The sequence below is a fragment of the Streptomyces sp. NPDC103540 genome, from assembly GCF_055584445.1.
Window position 1 is genome coordinate 364803 of record NZ_JBVJMA010000007.1, and the last position, 16448, is coordinate 381250.

The following is a 16448-nucleotide window of genomic DNA, read 5'->3' on the forward strand; positions in this document are numbered from 1 at the left end:
GGGCGCCATGCCAGCAGACCCGCAGGAAGCGCTGCCGATCCGGCTGAACGTCGACGACAGCGACTCACCGTCGGACGTCGTCGACGCCTTGTTCCTCGGACGTTTCGCGTCCGGGGAACAGCCGTACTCCCAGAGCGTGACGATCGAACGGGTGAAGGCCGAGGCGACCCTGCTGCCGCCCGCCGCGCAGGTGCTCCGCTCGGCCCGGGACACCGACCGCAGCGCCACCCTCGCCGAGGGCCCGGACTGGACGCTGCTCGTCTCCCGTTGGAGCCGCGGCGCCGACGTGACGGTCACCGCCGTCAGCGACGAGGTGGCCTCACGGGTGCTCCGCGCGGCCACCGAAGGGGCCGAGGACGAGCCCGAACCCCAGCCCGACAACGTCACGATGGGCTTCTGGTACGTCTCCCCGCGCCGCGGCCCCCACCGCACGACCCGGCAGATCTCGGCCGGCACCTGGGCGGAGGTGCGGCCCAACTACACCGCGCCCGTGGCGACGGCGATGGACCGGCTGATGAAGGTCACCCCGGACGACATCGCCGGCCGGCTGCTCCTGCTGCACGGTCCGCCGGGCACCGGCAAGACCTCCGCGCTGCGCACGCTGGCCCGGTCCTGGCGGGACTGGTGCCAGGTGGACTGCGTCCTGGACCCGGAGCGGCTGTTCAACGACGTCGGCTACCTCATGGACATCGCGATCGGCGAGGACGAGGGCACCGCCAAGGGGCGCTGGCGGCTGCTGCTCCTGGAGGACTGCGACGAGCTGATCCGCGGCGAGGCCCGGCACACCGCCGGCCAGGCGCTGTCCCGGCTGCTGAACCTGACGGACGGCCTGCTGGGCCAGGGCCGCAACGTCCTCGTCGGCGTCACCACCAACGAGGACCTGGAACGGCTCCACCCGGCCGTGGTGCGGCCGGGGCGCTGCCTGGCCCGCGTCGAGGTCGGCCGGCTGACCCACCGGGAGGCGGTGGACTGGCTCGGCACCGACGAGGGGATCTCCCGCGAGGGAGCGACGCTGGCCGAACTGTTCGCCCTGCGCCGGGGTACCGGCCCGGCGGCGGTACTGCCCGCGCAACCCACCTCGGAGGCCGGCCTCTACCTCTGAGGCCGCCGCGCGGGCCCGGTGCGCGGGCCCAGTGCGCGGGCCCGGCGTGCAGGCCCGGCGTGCGGGCCCGGCGTGCGGGCCCGGCGCCTCCCGGGCTAGAGCATGTCCCTTTGATCGGTTGGTCAGTTGATCGGATGTGTCTATCCGCTTAGTGATCACTGATGCGATGTGGGATCGGATCGAGCCTCTGCTGCCGGCCGATCCGGTCCGTGGTCGGCGGTGGGCCGACCACCGCCGCACTCTTGAGGCCATCGCGTGGAAGTACCGAACATGCTCGCCCTGGCGGGACCTGCCCGACGAACTGGGCCCGTTTCAGACCGCTCACAAGCGACTGATCAGGTGGGCCGTCGACGGCACCTGGGAACGGATCCTGACTGCGCTCCTGACAGCAGCAGACGACGCTGACGACATCGGCTGGACCGTTTCGGTGGACTCCACCGTCCGCCGCGCCCACCAGCACGCCGCCGGCGCCAGGAAAAGGGGGCGCCGGGCCGGGCCGAACCTGACGACCATGCGCTCGGACGGTCCTGCGGCGGCCTGAGCACCAAGGTTCACCTCGCCCGCGACAGCCGTGCACGGCCTCTGGCTCTCCGCGTCACCGGAGGCCAGGCGGGTGACGCGCCAGCCTTCGAGACCACCATGGCTAGCATCCGTGTTCCGCGTACCGGTCCCGGGAGACCCAGGACTCGGCCGGAGGCCGTCCTGGCGGACCGCGCGTATTCATCCCGGGCGAGATCCGCAAGCATCTCCGTCGCCGCGGGATCCGGGCTGTGATTCCTCAGCCGTCCGACCAGATCGGTCACCGTCTGAGGCGAGGCCGCACCGGCGGTCGCCCGCCCTCCTTCGATGCCGAGGCATACAAGCAACACAACGCGGTCGAGCGATGTATCAACCGGTTCAAGCAGTGGCGCGGCCTGGCCATGCGAACGGACAAACTTGCCATCGCCTACCAGGCCGCGCTCCACCTCGCCGCCATCCTTGTCTGGGCCCGGCGATAGCCCGTCCCATGGCATTCCACCGCGGGATGTTTCACTTGCTGGAAAGCTTGAGACCGCCGGGGAGGGTGTGTGGAAGAGCCAGGATTCCGAGTCCTGCTGACAGGGTCGGGAGACCGCAAAACGGAGGCGATCCGTGCGATCCGAACGGTCACCGGCCTCAGCCTCTGGAACAGCAAGCGCCTGCTGGACCGTGCGCCCGTAACGATCACTGAACCCGACTGGCTCGAAGCCGCCCATGACGCGGCCGGTGTCCTTGAGGCCGCGGGTGCCCACGCGACAGTGCTCTGCGACTGGTGCGACCGCATCATCCCGCGAGTGGCCGGCCCGCTCGACCCAGCGCCGTGTAGTGGGCCATGGCCTCCCGACACCTGTCGGGCGAGTTGTCCACCGGCAACGGACTGGGTACGGCCACTGCTTACGAACTCACAGCCAGATCCGAGAGACATGCTCTAGCGGTCGTAGCGGGCCCGCAGTGCGGCGTCGGCCGCCGCCAGGGCCTCCTCCCGCGTCAGGCCCAGCCGGTGCGCCCGCTCCGCGTACGCCTGGGCGGCCGAGGCGGCCTCCCGCGAGGAGCCCTCCCCCGCCGCGACGAAGGTGCCGTTGCGCCCCCGCGTCTCGACGACCCCGTCCTCCTCCAACGCCCGGTAGGCCTTGGCGACCGTGTTCGCGGCCAACCCCAGCTCCTGCGCCAGCCCGCGCACCGTGGGCAGTTTGAAGCCGACGGGGAGCCTGCCCGAACGGGCGCGGTCCGCGATCTGCGCGCGCAGCTGCTCGTACGGGGCCGGGGCGCCGGCCGAGTCGTCGATGCGGATCTTCAGCGGTGTCGTGGTCGAGGTCACGGGGCCGATTCTCCCCCACGGGCCGCGGGGGCCGGCGTAATTGGGAGGCGCGGGCCACGGGCCCGCCCGTACCGTCCGGTTCATGACCGTTCTGATCCGTGAGCCGCGCCCCGAGGCCCCGGCCGACCTGGAGGCCGTCGTCCGAGTACGGCGGGCCGCGATCCCCTTCCTCGTCACCACCCCCGCCGGGATCACCCACGAACTGTCCGCCGCCCCGCCCGCCGAGCGGTACCGGCTGCTGCTCGCCGAGACGCCGGACGGCGTGGTCGTCGGCACGGCCGAGGCGGGCCTCGTCCTCGACACCCCGGAGCCGGGTCACGCGTACCTCAACGTGCACGTCGACCCCGCGCACCGGGGCCTCGGCGCCGGGGGCGCGCTGCTGCGCGCGGCCGAGGAGCACCTCGCGGCGGCCGGCGCGGTGGACGCGTACGCCTGGGTGCTGGACGAGCCGGAGAGCCGGGCCTTCGCCGAGCGGCGCGGCTACCGGACCGGCCGCTCGGCGCACTTCCTGCGCCTGGACCTGGCGGCCACCGCCCTGCCCGAACTGCCGGCGCCCCTGCCCGCCGGGGTCGAACTGCGCCCGGGTTCCGCCTTCGCCGCCGATCCCCGGCCGCTGTACGAGGCCGACGCGGCGGTGTCGCGGGACGAGCCGGGCGACCTGCCGGTGGAACTGGACGACTACGAGGAGTGGTTGGAGGAGGTCTGGCGGGATCCGACGCTGGACCACGAGCTGACCACGGTGGCCCTGGTCGACGGGGTCGTGGCGGCCTTCTCCGCCGCGCGCACGGACGGGGCGGGCCGCTACTCCTCCGCCATGACCGGCACGCTGCGGGCCTTCCGGGGGCGCGGGCTGGCCAAGCTGGCCAAGACCGACTCCCTGCGCCGGGCCCGCGCGGCCGGCTACGGGCTCGCCTTCACCGGCAACGACACGGGCAACGCGCCGATGCTCGCGGTCAACGAATGGTTCGGATACGAGATCTGCGCGACCGAGACGCGCCACGTGAAGAAACTGGGAGCGAAGAAGTGACCACACCCTGGACCGTCACCCTCACCAAGGCCGGCCGCACCAAGATCAGCTATCCGGCGGTCGGGGTGGCCGACGACGGGGACCGTATCTCCGTGCGCGCGCCCTGGGCCGCCGAGGGCGTACGGGACTTCGGCTTCGTCCGCTTCGAGCCGGGCGACGTGTTCGTGGAGCACTACTGGCGCACCCGCTGGTACGCGATCAAGGAGGTGTGGAGCGGCGCGGGCGTCCTGAAGGGCTGGTACTGCGACATCACGCGGCCGGTGCTGGTGCGGTCGGGTCGGATCGTGGTGGAGGACCTGGACCTGGACCTGTGGGTGTCGGCGGACGGCGGATCGATCCTGCGGCTGGACGAGGACGAGTTCGAGGCGAGCGGCCTCAGGACGAGCGACCCGGAGGCCGCCGCCCAGGCCATCCGCGCCCTCGACGCCCTGGACGACCAGGCCCACACCCCGACCGGCCTGCACCCCCTGCTCACCTGACGCGATGCCACCCCGCGGGCACCGGCCGCCCACGGTCACTCCGTGTGGATGCCCTTCCGGCGGTCGGGTCGCGTCCGAAGCCAGTACGAGCGGGCCGCGATGGTCAGGGCGATGCCGTAGACGGCGAAGGCGATCATGCCGATCCAGCCGACCAGCAGCGCGTCGCCCGAGGAGTGGAAGTCGCCGCGCCGCATCGTCACCGCGCCGGCGGTGGCCAGGGTCAGGTACCCGACCCCCGCGACGCCGTACGGGGCGAGCGTGGCGGCGCCGAGCAGAGCCGGGGCGAGGGGGAGCAGGCGCGGCACCCGTCGGCCGCGCAGGAACAGTGTCCAGCGCGGGAAGACCTGCCCCCACGGGCGGACCAGGCCCCAGAGCAGGAAGACGCCGAGCACGGCCAGCAGCGCGGTGGGGTCCAGGCCCCAGGACTCCAGGGTGAGGAAGACCCCCGAGGCGCCGTTTCGCTCCGAGACCGCGAGCATCTCCTCACCGGTGATCCCCGCGAACGTGCCGCCGGACGCCCAGACCAGCTTCATCGCCGCGTACGGGACGAACGCCAGCGTCCCCGCACAGGCGCCGAGTTGGACGAGCCGCGGTGCGGCGGACGGCGCTCGCGCGGCGGCGCCGGCGGGCAGGCGGTCGGACCGGGCCGTGGCCGCGAGCAGGACCGCCCCGCCCGCCGCCAGGGCCTTGTTCGCGGCGGAGGCGCGGCTGTCCACGCCCTGACCGAGCATCAGCGTGATCACGTCCATCAGCAGGCTGAACGCGGTGATCCCGGCCAGGACGCAGACCACCCAGAGCAGAACCCGTAGCGCCGGCCGCAGCCCGTAGTACTCCACCGCTCCACTGACCAACGCCGCCGACACACCCACCACCACGACCGCCCAACCCAGCCCGGAAGCTCCTGAGCCACCGCCGTGGTAGAGCAAGGAGGTCCCGCTCAGCGCGCACACCAGGCCGAAGAGGGCGTACGACACCCCCCACAACACCGTCGCCCGGGCCACCCGGCGGGGCCATCGCCGCCACCAGGCCCTCCAGAGCACCTTGATCGTCCGTTCCACAGTGGTCATGGTCCGAACGTCGCATCGACCGCGCCGAGGTCGCGTCGGCCGCCCGAACGATCCACCTCCCCCATCCAGGTGAGCGCCCTCCAAGCCCGAGGTATGCGCTACGGAGCCTGACGTCCCCACCTGGCCGTACGGAGGGAATCCGGACTGACCGCTGTCACTTCACGGGGTTCACCCCGTCGGGACCATCCCCGCGGGTGCGGGGAGCAGTTGGCCGGGTCACCGAACAGGGCTGCCGCAGCGGGACCATCCCCGCGGGTGCGGGGAGCAGCTGCCGAGCTTGACCTCGCGGCCGCCGTCGGCGGGACCATCCCCGCGGGTGCGGGGAGCAGGGTTTCTGACCTGGGACTCTATCTGGGTCAGCAGGCTTCCTGGTCCATCTTCGGTGAATGGGGCAGAACAGTCATGCCGGGCAATCCGCCACGTCATCCGCTATCCGGAGGCGCCGCCGCTCAGGGAGGGCTCGCGCTCCGCCTTCTCGGCTGACGGTGGCTGGGTACTGGTCCGGGAGCGCTTCTCGCGCATCACCCTCCGATGTGAACGGTCCTGCCGGGGTGCCGAACGGAGAGCCGACCGAGGCGAACCGGGGTGGACCTGCACGGGCGGTCGGGGGCTTCCGGAACGGCGCGGCCCTCGTGGTCGGGGAGCCGAGGGGCCCGTTCCTGAGGTGCCGCTTACCCCTTCCTTAAAGGGACCCTAAGGATCCGTTCAGGGGGGTCGAAGGCGGGGGAACGGCGGTTCGGGGCGGTTAGTTTGGCGGTGCCAGGGAGGCCGGTGGCGGCGTCGGACACCCCGTCGGGGACGGCGCCGCGCGGCCCGGTTCTGGCACGCCCCTGCCCCGTGCTCGAAGGAGATCCACCCATGCCCGTACGCCGCCGCACGGCCACCCGTATCGCCGCCGTCGGACTGGCCCCGCTCGCGGTGGCCGCGTACGCCGCCGTGCCCGCGGCAGCCCACGGTTCGATGACGGACCCGGTCAGTCGGGTGGCGGCCTGCTACGCGGAGGGCCCGGAGTCGCCGAAGTCGGCGGCGTGCAAGGCGGCCGTCGCCGCGAGCGGGGCGCAGGCCTTCTACGACTGGAACGCGGTGAACATCGCCAACGCCGCCGGCAAGAGCAGGTCCCTGATCCCGGACGGGCAGCTGTGCTCGGCGGGCAACAGCAAGTACAAGGGGCTGGACCTGCCCCGTACCGACTGGCCCGCGAGCCCGATGACGGCCGGCGCGCACACCTTCCGCTACAAGGGGACCGCCCCGCACAAGGGTTCCTTCGAGCTGTACGTGACGAAGGACGGCTACGACCCGTCGAAGCCGCTGAAGTGGTCGGACCTGGAGCCGGCGCCGTTCGTGAAGGTCACCGACCCGGGGATGCAGGCCGGTGACTACGTCTTCGGCGGGACCGTGCCGAAGAAGAGCGGCCGTCACCTGATCTACAGCGTCTGGCAGCGCTCGGACAGCCCGGAGGCCTTCTACACCTGCTCGGACGTGGTCTTCGGGAAGGACAGTGGGGGAACCGGAGCGGGAACCGGAACCGGGACCGGGACCGGCTCCAAGCCGAGTGCCGCGCCGAGCACCGCCCCCGGGCGGCCGAGCGGCGCGCCGAGCACCGCGCCGAGCGGCGGGCCCACCGCCAAGGCGCCGACGGATGAGCAGATCGCCGACGGCGCCGGCAAGTCCTCGGTGGAGCACAACGGCCACGGGGACGACGACCCGAAGACGAACGGCTCGGCGGCCGGGACCCCGATCGCCGCCCCGGCCGCTCCGGGCTCCGCCGGTACCGCCGGCTCCGCCCCGTCCCCGGCGGGGGCCAAGGGCGACAACCTGGCGGAGACCGGCGGAAGCGGTGCCACCCCGATGATCGCGATCGCCGGGGCCGGGGCCCTGGCCGCCGGTGCGGCCGTGCTGTTCGCGATGGCCCGCCGCCGGGCGGCGGCGGGCCGACACGGCCGCTGACACGAGACCGGACACCGGGCCGGTCGTGCCCCCGACCGGTCTCCCCCCTCCGGTGTCCCGGACGGACGGACCGCCCGCGCGTCAGTCGAAGACCGACGCGCAGGTGGTCCGTTCCGCGCGTGCGGGGTCGAGGGCGTTGAGGGCCTCGTGCCAGGCGATCCGGTCGGTCAGGCCGATGGTGACGTGTTCGGAGAGGTCCAGCACGCACAGGTCCTGGAGCAGGACGTTGCGCACGTTCGGTCCGTCGAGGAACTGACTGCGGTACGGGGTGACCACCTCGTCGTAGCGGGTGGCGATCACCGTGTACTTCACGCCGGGGACGGTGTCGCCGCCCTCGTTCAGCTTGGTCTGGAAGGGGGATCCGGCGATCTGGTCGGCGAGGCCGGGGGTGGCGGTGCTGATCAGGTCCTCGGCTCCGGGGAAGTAGGGGAGCAGCTTGGTGAGGCCGAGCAGGGTGGTGCCGTGGTTGTCGGGGGCGAGGCCGACGAGGGCGTTGACCTTGTCGGCGCCGCCGAGGAACTTGAGGTAGTAGCGCGGCATCATGCCGCCCTGGGAGTGGCCGACGATGTCGACCTTCGGGGTGCCGGTGGCCGTCCGCACCTTGTCGACGAAGGCGGCGAGCTGGCCGGCGGACTTGTCGATGGGGCCGAGGCCGTGGAAGAAGGGGACCCCGGGCAGTTGCCCGTAGTCGAGGGAGTAGACGCAGAAGCCGCGGTTGACGAGGTAGGGGGCGAAGCCCAGCCAGTTGTCGACGGAGTTGCCGAAGGTTCCGTGGACGAGGACGACGGGCCTCGGGTGCGCGGCGGACGGCTTGCAGGACCAGTCGTTCCAGCCCCGGCTGGGCGCCGAGGCGGCCTGGGCGGCGCCGGTGGGGGCCATGACGGCCGCCGCGGCGAGGGTGAGGACGACCAGCGGGCGGAGCAGGCGTCTCCAGGGCAGCATCGTGTGATCTCCTTGCGGGTCAAGGGGAAAGACGTGGGGGTTTCATCCCGTGATCCGGATCACAAGGGGTGCCGCTGCGGCTAAATTACGGGCGAGTAGCAAGAGTTGGGAAGTTACGCGGCGGTAAAAAATCGTGTGTCGAGTCCGCTCCGAGCGGTGCTCCGCCCGATGTCGACGCCCGCCCGAGCCGACACTCGACCCGACGCCCGACCCGATGTGAGGTGAACGGCTGTGCAGAGCAACCCCGGGGCCGGTACCGCCCTGGCCACCCCGTCCGCCCTCGCGGCCGATCCGCTGGTCGCCGCCGTCACCCGGACGGCGGTGGAGGTCCTGCGGCCGGTCGCGGAGCACACCGCGCGGGCGGGGGTGCCCGCCTCCCACCTGGACGCGTTGGCGGCGTGCGGCGCGTACGGCCTCACCGGCCACGAGCCCGCTGCGGACAGCGGGCTCACGCCGCGTCAGGTGTCGCGCGAGGTGCACGAGGTGCTCGCGGCGGTGGACCCGTCGACCTGGTTCGTGTGGACCCAGCACGTGCCGCTCGCCAAGGGGCTGCTGCTGGCGACCGGCCCGGAGGGGGAGCGGCTGCGCGGGACCTGGCTGCCGGCCCTGGAACGCGGGGAGTTGCGGCCCACGGCCGGCTTCGCCTTCCTTCGGCATCCGCGACCGCCGGTGACGGCGGAGCGGGTGCCCGGCGGGTGGCGGCTCTCGGGGCGGGTGCCGTGGGTGACGGGATGGGGTCTGGCGGACAGCCTGTTCGTGGGGGCCGTCACCGTCGAGGACGAGGTGGTGTTCGCGCTCGTCGACTGTGCGCCGGGCAAGGGGTTGGAGGCCGTCGCGGGAGCCCCGTTGTGGGCGATGGACGGTACGCACACGGCCGCCGTGGAGCTGCGCGACGTGCGCGTACCGGACGCGCGGGTGTGGGGGCGCCGGCCGCGCGCCGACTGGATCCGGGCCTACGACGAGGAGAACGCGGACGCCCAGCCGGCCGTCTTCGGACAGCTCCGGGCCACCGCCGACTACCTGCTCCAGTCGACGGAGTACGAGGAGCTCGGCCTGCGGGTCGCCCGCCGGGCCGCCGCGCTGCGCGCCGAGGCCTACGGGCTGCGCGACGGACTCCCGCCGGGCGAGGGCGCCGGGGAGCGCCTGCGGTTGCGGGCGGCGGCGCTGGACCTGGCCGTTCGGGCGGCCGCGACCTGCGTGGCGGTGGCGGGCGGTCGGGCCGTCCAGTACGGGCACCCGGCGGGCCGGCTCGCGCGCGAGGCCCAGTTCCACCTGATCCAGGCCCAGACGAGCGCCCTGCGCGCCGGGACGGCCCGCCGCCTCCTGGCAGACCTGGAGGACTGAGGGCCGAGGCTCCGCTCCCCCGGCGCCCGGCGCCGCTTCAGGCGTGGGCGGGGCTCCGGAGGGGGACGGGGCTTCGGCGCGGGAACGTCGCCGCGGGGCGGACGGTGCCCGGGCCGAAGCGGGCGTTGGCCCGGTCGACGACGGCCTCGACGGTGAGGCGGGACTCGCGGACGGCGTCGAGGGTGAGCTGTCGGGTGACGGGGCCGGCGCCGGTGAGGTCCTCGGCGCGCAGGACCATGCCGGTCAGCCGGGCCCGTTGGAGGCCGGCGGCGTCCATGAGGCGGTAGGCGAGGGTGCGGAGGTCCTCGTCGTGGGCGGAGGGTTCGAGGAGGCGTCGGGTCTTCTCCCAGCGGGTGCCGTCCGCGAAGCGGAGGGTCAGGGTCAGGTCCCGGGCGGCCTGTCGCCGGCCGCGCAGTTCGGTGCCGAGCCGTACGACGAGGGTGAGCAGGGCGGCCCGGGCGTGGGGGCCGTCGAGTTCCTGGCGGCCGAAGCGGGTGCGGGCCGTGGCGGAGGCGGGCAGGGCGCGGGGGGTGACGGGCCGGGGGTCGACGCCGCGGGCGCGTTCGAGGGCGAGCCGGCCGGCGCGCGTGCCGAGGATCCGTTCGACGACCCCGGCCGGGACCGCGGTGAGGGATCCGACGGTGTGGAGCCCGTAGCCGCGCAGGGCCTTCGCCTGCCGGTCGCCGAGGCCGTGGAGGGCCTCGACGGGCAGGGGGGCGAGGAAGGCGGGCGCGGCGTCGTCGGGGACGGCGAGGATCCCGCCGGGTTCGGGGACCCGGGCGGAGGCCGTGGCCGCCACGGACCGGGTGCCTGCGACGCCGATGCGGACGTCGGTGCCGAGCCGGGCGACGGTGCGCAGTCGTACGAGTTCGGCGATGCGGGCCGGGTCCGCGTCGAAGTACCGCTGGGCGCCGCGGACCTGGATCAGGGCGGCGCGCGGTGGCAGGGCCTGGACCAGGGGGGAGAACTCGCGGAGCAGTGCGAGGACCTCGCGGTAGCCCTCTTCGGTCAGGGCGGCGGCGCAGCGGACGTGCAGGATCGCGGTCATCCGGCGCTCCCGGGGCTGGAGTGCCAGAGCTTGCGGCCGGTCGCGGCGCGGTCGCCGGGCGGCTGGAGGTCGGCCCACGGGTTCATCTCGTAGCCGGTCGGGAGGTGGATGCGGCGGCCTGTGTCGCCGGAGGCGTCCCGGGTGCGTCCGGGGTGTCCGTGGGGCGCGGGGGGTTCGGCGAGGCGGGCGGTGACGGCTTCGAGGCCGCCGCGGGTGCGCAGTTCGGCGAGTTCGGCGAGGTTCCAGGCGGCGGCTCCGACGATGCTGAGGCTCTGCGGGCCGCGCCGCTGGACGACTCCCCGTACGAGCAGCAGGAAGGAGTGGAAGACGGTGTGCGCGCAGGCCTCCTGGCTGTCGTCGAAGAAGGCAAGGTCGACCAGGCCGGTGCCGTCGTCGAGGGTGGTGAAGACGACGCGGCGGCCGGAGCGGATCGGCGGGGTCTGGGTGGCGGCCTTGGCGCCGGCGACGAGGACGGTCCTGCCGTGCGCGGTGTCGCGCAGCCGGTGGGCCGGGGTGACGCCGAGTTCGGCGAGGAAGGCGTGGTGGTCGCCCATCAGGTGGCGGGAGGCGTCCATGCCGAGGACCCCGAGCTCGGCGCTGAGCCGTTCGGCCTCGGTGAGGTCGGGCAGGCCCACGGGGGCGGTGGAGCGGCCCCCGTCGAGGGGGAGTTGGGTCGCGCCCCGACCGGCGGTGCCGTGCCCGGTGGTGCCCCGGCCGGCGGTGGCGCCCCGGCCGCCGGCGGCGCGCCGGTCGCCGTGCAGCTCGCTCAGGTGCAGCAGCAGGTCGCGGCGGTTGGCGCCGAAGGCGTCGAGGGCCCCGACCTGGGCGAGGCGTTCGGCGACGGGGCGGCCGGGGTGGGCGCGTTCCCAGAAGTCGCGCAGGGAGGCGTAGGGGCGACCGGTCTCGACGCGCAGGGCTTCGGCCTCGCCGATGCCGTGGACGTCGACGAGCCCGAGGCGCAGGCCCCAGCGCTCCGGCGGACCGGACACCAGTTCGATGCGGTGGGCGACCGCCGAGTGGTTCACGTCCAGCGGCAGCACCGGTACGCCGCGCCGGCGGGCGTCCGCCAGCAGCAGCCGCTTGGGGTACATGCCGGGGTCGTGGGTGAGCAGTCCGGCGTAGAAGGCGGCCGGGTGGTGGGTCTTGAGCCAGGCCGACTGGTAGGTGGGGACGGCGAAGGCCACGGCGTGCGCCTTGCAGAAGCCGTAGCTGCCGAAGGCCTCGACGATCTCCCAGGTGCGGGCGACGACCTCGGGGGCGTACCCCTTCGCGCGGGCGGCGGCGGCGAACCAGGCCTTGATCCGCCCCTGCGACGGCGGGTCGGACAGGCCGCGCCGGACCCGGTCCGCCTCGTCGCGCCCGCAGCCGGTCATGACGTGCACGATCTCGATGATCTGCTCGTGGAAGACGACCACCCCGTGGGTCTCGCGCAGCGCGTCGGCCAGGTCGGGGTGCGGGAAGCGTACGGGGGCGCGGCCGTGCCGGGCCTCGATGAAGGGGCGCACCATGTCGGCGGCGACCGGGCCGGGGCGGAAGAGGGAGATGTCGACGACGAGGTCGTGGAAGGTGGTCGGCAGGAGGCGGCCGATGAGGTCGCGCTGGCCCGGGGACTCGATCTGGAAGCAGCCCAGCGTCTCGGCGGAGCGGATCAGCTCGTACGTGGGCGCGTCGCCGGGCGGGACCTGCGCCGGGTCGTCGAGGTCGAGTTCCCGGCCGTCGGCGCGGCGCAGTTCGGCGACGGCGTGGGCCATCGCGGACTGCATCCGCACGCCCAGCACGTCGAGTTTGAGCAGCCCGAGGTCCTCCACGTCGTCCTTGTCGAACTGGGACATGGGCAGCCCCTCGCCGCTGGTGGGCACCACCGGGGTGCGGGCGAGCAGCGAGGCGTCGGAGAGCAGCACCCCGCACGGGTGCATGGCGACCCCGCGCGGCAGGGCGTCCAGGGCCTCGACGAGGTCCCACATCCGTGCGTACGCCTCCCCGCGCTCCCCTGCCTGTTCCTCGCGGAGCCCGCGCAGTTCGGGCAGTTCGGCCAGGGCGGCGCGGACGTCGCGGGCGCGGATGTGCGGGAAGGACTTGGCGAGGCGGTCGACGACGGCGGGGTCCATGGACAGGGCGGCGCCGACGTCGCGGACGGCGTGGCGGACGCGGTAGGTCTCGGGCATGGAGACGGTGGCGACGCGTTCGGCGCCGAAGCGGTCGAGGACGCGGCGGTAGACCTCCAGGCGGCGGGCGGATTCCACGTCGATGTCGATGTCGGGCAGGACGCGGCGGCGACGGGACAGGAAGCGTTCCATCAGCAGGCCGTTGGCGACCGGGTCGGCGTGGGCGATGCCGAGGAGGTGGTTGACGAGGGAGCCCGCGCCGGAGCCCCGGGCGGCCACCCGGATGCCCATCTCGCGCACGTCGTCGACGACCCGGGCGACCGTCAGGAAGTAGGAGGCGTAGCCGTGGAAGGCGATGACGTCGAGTTCCTCGTGCAGCCGGTCCCAGTAGGCGCGGTCGTGGGCGTGGCCGCGCAGCACCATGCCGGCCGCGGCGCGGGAGGCGAGGACCCGCTGGGCGGTGCGCCGTCCGGCGCCGACGAGGCGGGCCTCGGGGAAGTGCACGGAGCCGATGCCGAGGTCGTCCTCGGGGTCGACGCGGCAGGCCTCGGCGGTCTCGCGGGTACGGGCGAGCAGCCGGCGGGCGTCGGCGGGGCGCAGGCCGGCGGCCTCGGTGATCCGGTCGGCGGCCCGCGCCATGGCGGTGGGGTCCTTGAGCCAGCGTTCGCCGCCGTCGAGGGGGCCCCTGGGGTCCACGGGGACCAGGCGCCGGGCCGCGTCGAGGACGTCGGCGACGGGGCCCTGGCCGGGGTCGGCGTAGCGGACGGCGTTGGTGAGGACGGCCGGGACGCCCTGGTCGGCGGCGAAGCCGACGGTACGGGCGGCCAGCCGCAGGGAGCCGGGTCCGGTGCCGGGGCGACCGTGGTGGACGGCTTCGAGGCGCAGGGCGTCGCCGTAGGCCTCCCGCCAGGGCGCGAGGAGCCGGGCGGCCCGGTCGGGGCGGCCGGCGGCGAGGGCGCGGCCGACCTCGGAGGCGGGTCCGAGCAGGACGAACACGCCGTCGCCGCCCAGGGCCTCGCGGGGCAGCAGCGGCGGGCGCCGGGAGGCGAGGCCGAGCGCGGGGGCGGCGGGGTCGAAAACGGCGGGGTCGAGGGCAGTGGCGGCGGGTGTCGGGGCCGGGCGCGGGTCCCCGGCGGCGGGGGCGGTCGCGGCGGAACCCGCGCCCGGTCCGGCCCCCCGGTCGGACCGGGCGTGGGCGGCGGTGACCAGCCGGCACAGCCGCGCCCAGCCGGTGGCGCCGTCCCGGGCCAGGAACAGGGCCCGGGGGGCGGACTCGTCGACGAAGGCCCCGCCCTTGACGGGGACCCGGCGCCGGTACGAGACCTCCCCGGCCGCCCCGCGCGGCGCCGGGGACGGCTCCCCCGGCCCGACGGGGGCCACGGCCAGGTCCACGCCGAACAGGGGTCGGATCCCGGCCCCGGCGGCTGCCTTCGCGAAGCGCACCGCTCCCGCGAGGGTGTCGCGGTCGGTCAGGGCGAGCGCGTCCATGTCCCTTTCGGCGGCGCGTTGCGCCAGCCGCTCCGGGTGCGAGGCCCCGTACCGCACGGAGAACCCCGAAACGGTGTGCAGATGCGTAAAACCAGGCACCCGCGGCCTCCTGCTTCGCTCGATCATCACCTCCCCCGTCTCCACCATAGAGCAATTCGAATATCCGTGCGAAACACTTGTTCGATCATCCATTCGGCGCTCCCCTGCTGCGCCCGCCCCCCTCCGCCCGGAGCGTGGGGGGCATGACCCAGCCCCACCGGAACCCCGACGCCGGCCCGAGCGGAGGCTTCCTCGCCGAGGTCAAGGACGCCGTGACCCTCCGGGCCGCCCTGCTGGTCCTGGGCGTACTGGCCCTCCAGCTGGCCTTCGTCACCTCCTACATCGGCGCCTTCCACCATCCGAAGCCGCACGAGGTCCCCCTCGCGGTGGCGGCCCCCGTCGCCGGGGTGGCCGAGCAGACGGCGCGGCAGCTCGCGGAGCTGCCCGGCAAGCCCCTGGACCCCAGCACCGTCGCCGACGAGGCCGAGGCCACGCACCGGATCCGCGAGCGGGAGGTGGACGGGGCCCTGATCGTCGACCCGGCCGGGAAGACCGACAGGCTCCTCGTCGCGAGCGGCGGCGGGGCCTCCCTCTCCCAGGCCCTGGAGGAGGTCGTCGGCCGGGCCGAGGTGGCGCGGGGGCGCGCGGTGCGGGTCGTCGACGTGGCCCCCGCCGACCGGGGCGACAGCCGCGGACTCAGCTCCTTCTACCTGGTCGTCGGCTGGTGCGTGGGCGGCTACCTGTGCGCCGCGATCCTCGCGATCAGCGCCGGCGCCCGGCCCGCGAACTCCGCCCGCGCCGTCGTCCGGCTCGGCGCGCTGCTGCTGTACGCCCTCGTCGCCGGACTGCTCGGCGCGGTCATCGCCGGTCCGGTCCTCGGCGCGCTGCCCGGCTCCCTGCCGGCCCTGTGGGGGCTCGGCACCCTGGTCGTCTTCGCCGTCGGCGCCGTCACCCTGGCCCTCCAGGGGCTCGCGGGCGTGGTCGGCATCGGCCTGGCGATCCTGCTGATCGTGGTGTTCGGCAACCCGAGCGCGGGCGGCGCCTACGCCTACCCGCTGCTGCCGCCGTTCTGGAGCGCCATCGGGCCCGCGCTCCCGCCGGGGGCCGGAACGTACGCCGCGCGTTCCATCGCCTACTTCCGGGGCAACGGCGCGGGCGGCCCGATGCTGGTGCTGGCCGCCTGGGCGGTGGTGGGCGCCGCCGTCACCCTCGCCTGCGCCGTGTTCCGGCGCGGCCGGCCGGGGGCCGCCGTGGGCAGCGGCCTCCCCGACGACGCCCCGTCCGTCCCCCGCTTCGCCGGCGAGGGCGGCGAGGGCGGCGGGACCCGGTGAACACCCCCGCCCTGCGCAACCGACAGGGGCCCGCCGAACAGGCCGTCTCCGTCAAGCGGATGGAGCCGAGCGCCCAGGCCCAGCTGGGCGCCCTCGGCCTGACCGGCTTCATCGTGGTCACCGTCATCGCGACCGGAGTCGACGCGGGGATCCTCCCCGAAAGGCTCGGGCACCCGGTGCTGCCCCTGGTCGGATTCTTCGTCGGCGGTCTCGCCCAACTCCTCGCCGGGCTGTTCCAGGCCCAACGCGGCGACACCTGGCACGCCACCGTCTTCGGCGGCTTCGGACTCTTCTGGATGGCGAAGGCCTGCCTCCTCCAGTGGGTGCTGCCGGGCCTGGACGCGGACCTGCGCGGAGAGGTGAGCGCGGTGTTCACCCTGCCCTGGGTGTTCGTGGTGTTCGTCCTGTGGCTCGGCAGCTGGCGCATCCACCTGGTGCTGCTGTCGACCTTCACGTGCGTGCTGGTCGTCTTCGTCGGGATGACGGTCAGCGGGTTCACCGGATCCCAGACGTGGCTGCGGATCACGGGCTGGTCCGGCCTGCTCGCCGCGCTGGGGGCCACGTACCTGCTCGCCGGTCAGATCATGGCGAGCACCTGGGGGCGCCAGGTGCTGCCGATGGGCCGCTTCCTCGCCCCCGAGGAACACCCGGAGGCCTGACGCCCCGGCCCGCACCCGGCCGCGCCGGCGCGC

General features: G+C 74.4%; 13 protein-coding genes and 1 pseudogene. 9 read left to right on the plus strand and 5 right to left on the minus strand.

The window, feature by feature from the left end:
• Positions 1-7 precede the first annotated feature (7 nt).
• The 3 genes and pseudogenes from ACZ6ZI_RS19590 to ACZ6ZI_RS19600 all read left to right on the plus strand — a co-directional run bounded on the left by ACZ6ZI_RS19590 (position 8) and on the right by ACZ6ZI_RS19600 (position 2553).
• Entirely contained in the window at positions 8-1102 is a 1095-nt protein-coding gene (locus ACZ6ZI_RS19590) for a DUF5925 domain-containing protein (RefSeq protein ID WP_469522262.1), read from the plus strand.
• Between the two features lie 166 nt (positions 1103-1268).
• A pseudogene (locus ACZ6ZI_RS19595) lies at positions 1269-2100 on the plus strand (IS5 family transposase).
• 69 nt (positions 2101-2169) lie between these two features.
• A complete protein-coding gene (locus ACZ6ZI_RS19600; RefSeq protein WP_469522265.1) occupies positions 2170-2553 on the plus strand; it encodes a ribosomal protein L7/L12 in 384 nt (127 codons plus the stop codon).
• On the opposite strand, the gene ACZ6ZI_RS19605 is transcribed toward ACZ6ZI_RS19600, so the two are convergent.
• The gene (locus ACZ6ZI_RS19605) at positions 2550-2939 is read right to left on the minus strand and encodes a GntR family transcriptional regulator (protein WP_469522269.1); all 390 of its coding nucleotides are present in this window, start codon (positions 2937-2939) and stop codon (positions 2550-2552) included. The two genes, ACZ6ZI_RS19600 and ACZ6ZI_RS19605, sit on opposite strands and share 4 nt — an antisense overlap.
• An 82-nt stretch (positions 2940-3021) precedes the next feature.
• Between ACZ6ZI_RS19605 and ACZ6ZI_RS19610 the strand changes: the two genes are divergently transcribed.
• Positions 3022-3966 (plus strand): GNAT family N-acetyltransferase, encoded by a 945-nt coding sequence (locus ACZ6ZI_RS19610; RefSeq protein WP_469522272.1) that lies wholly within the window; start codon positions 3022-3024, stop codon positions 3964-3966.
• Positions 3963-4445 (plus strand): ribonuclease FAU-1 family protein, encoded by a 483-nt coding sequence (locus ACZ6ZI_RS19615; protein ID WP_469522274.1) that lies wholly within the window; start codon positions 3963-3965, stop codon positions 4443-4445. The genes ACZ6ZI_RS19610 and ACZ6ZI_RS19615 overlap by 4 nt, the downstream gene beginning before the upstream one ends.
• A 35-nt stretch (positions 4446-4480) precedes the next feature.
• Here the strand turns inward: ACZ6ZI_RS19615 and ACZ6ZI_RS19620 are convergent, their stop codons facing one another.
• On the minus strand, positions 4481-5512 hold the full coding sequence (locus ACZ6ZI_RS19620) for a hypothetical protein (RefSeq protein WP_469522277.1): 1032 nt from the start codon (positions 5510-5512) through the stop codon (positions 4481-4483).
• Positions 5513-6370: 858 nt separating this feature from the next.
• Here ACZ6ZI_RS19620 and ACZ6ZI_RS19625 point away from each other — a divergent pair.
• Entirely contained in the window at positions 6371-7459 is a 1089-nt protein-coding gene (locus ACZ6ZI_RS19625; RefSeq protein ID WP_469522279.1) for a lytic polysaccharide monooxygenase auxiliary activity family 9 protein, read from the plus strand.
• Between the two features lie 81 nt (positions 7460-7540).
• Here the strand turns inward: ACZ6ZI_RS19625 and ACZ6ZI_RS19630 are convergent, their stop codons facing one another.
• Complete coding sequence (locus ACZ6ZI_RS19630; protein ID WP_363056629.1) at positions 7541-8401, minus strand: esterase/lipase family protein; 861 nt, start codon at positions 8399-8401, stop codon at positions 7541-7543.
• 231 nt (positions 8402-8632) lie between these two features.
• On the opposite strand from ACZ6ZI_RS19630, the gene ACZ6ZI_RS19635 reads away from it, so the two are divergent.
• Positions 8633-9745, plus strand: a complete 1113-nt coding sequence (locus ACZ6ZI_RS19635; protein ID WP_469522283.1) for an acyl-CoA dehydrogenase — start codon at positions 8633-8635, stop codon at positions 9743-9745.
• A 37-nt stretch (positions 9746-9782) separates the two neighbouring features.
• Here the strand turns inward: ACZ6ZI_RS19635 and ACZ6ZI_RS19640 are convergent, their stop codons facing one another.
• A complete protein-coding gene (locus ACZ6ZI_RS19640; protein WP_469522285.1) occupies positions 9783-10793 on the minus strand; it encodes a DNA polymerase Y family protein in 1011 nt (336 codons plus the stop codon).
• Complete coding sequence (locus ACZ6ZI_RS19645; RefSeq protein ID WP_469522288.1) at positions 10790-14485, minus strand: DNA polymerase III subunit alpha; 3696 nt, start codon at positions 14483-14485, stop codon at positions 10790-10792. The genes ACZ6ZI_RS19640 and ACZ6ZI_RS19645 overlap by 4 nt, the downstream gene beginning before the upstream one ends.
• 143 nt (positions 14486-14628) lie before the next feature.
• On the opposite strand from ACZ6ZI_RS19645, the gene ACZ6ZI_RS19650 reads away from it, so the two are divergent.
• Positions 14629-15756, plus strand: coding sequence for a DUF3533 domain-containing protein (locus ACZ6ZI_RS19650; RefSeq protein WP_469522292.1), 1128 nt, complete (start codon positions 14629-14631; stop codon positions 15754-15756).
• Positions 15753-16415: an acetate uptake transporter gene (locus ACZ6ZI_RS19655; RefSeq protein ID WP_469522294.1), complete on the plus strand. Its 663-nt coding sequence runs from the start codon at positions 15753-15755 to the stop codon at positions 16413-16415. The genes ACZ6ZI_RS19650 and ACZ6ZI_RS19655 overlap by 4 nt, the downstream gene beginning before the upstream one ends.
• Positions 16416-16448 lie beyond the last annotated feature (33 nt).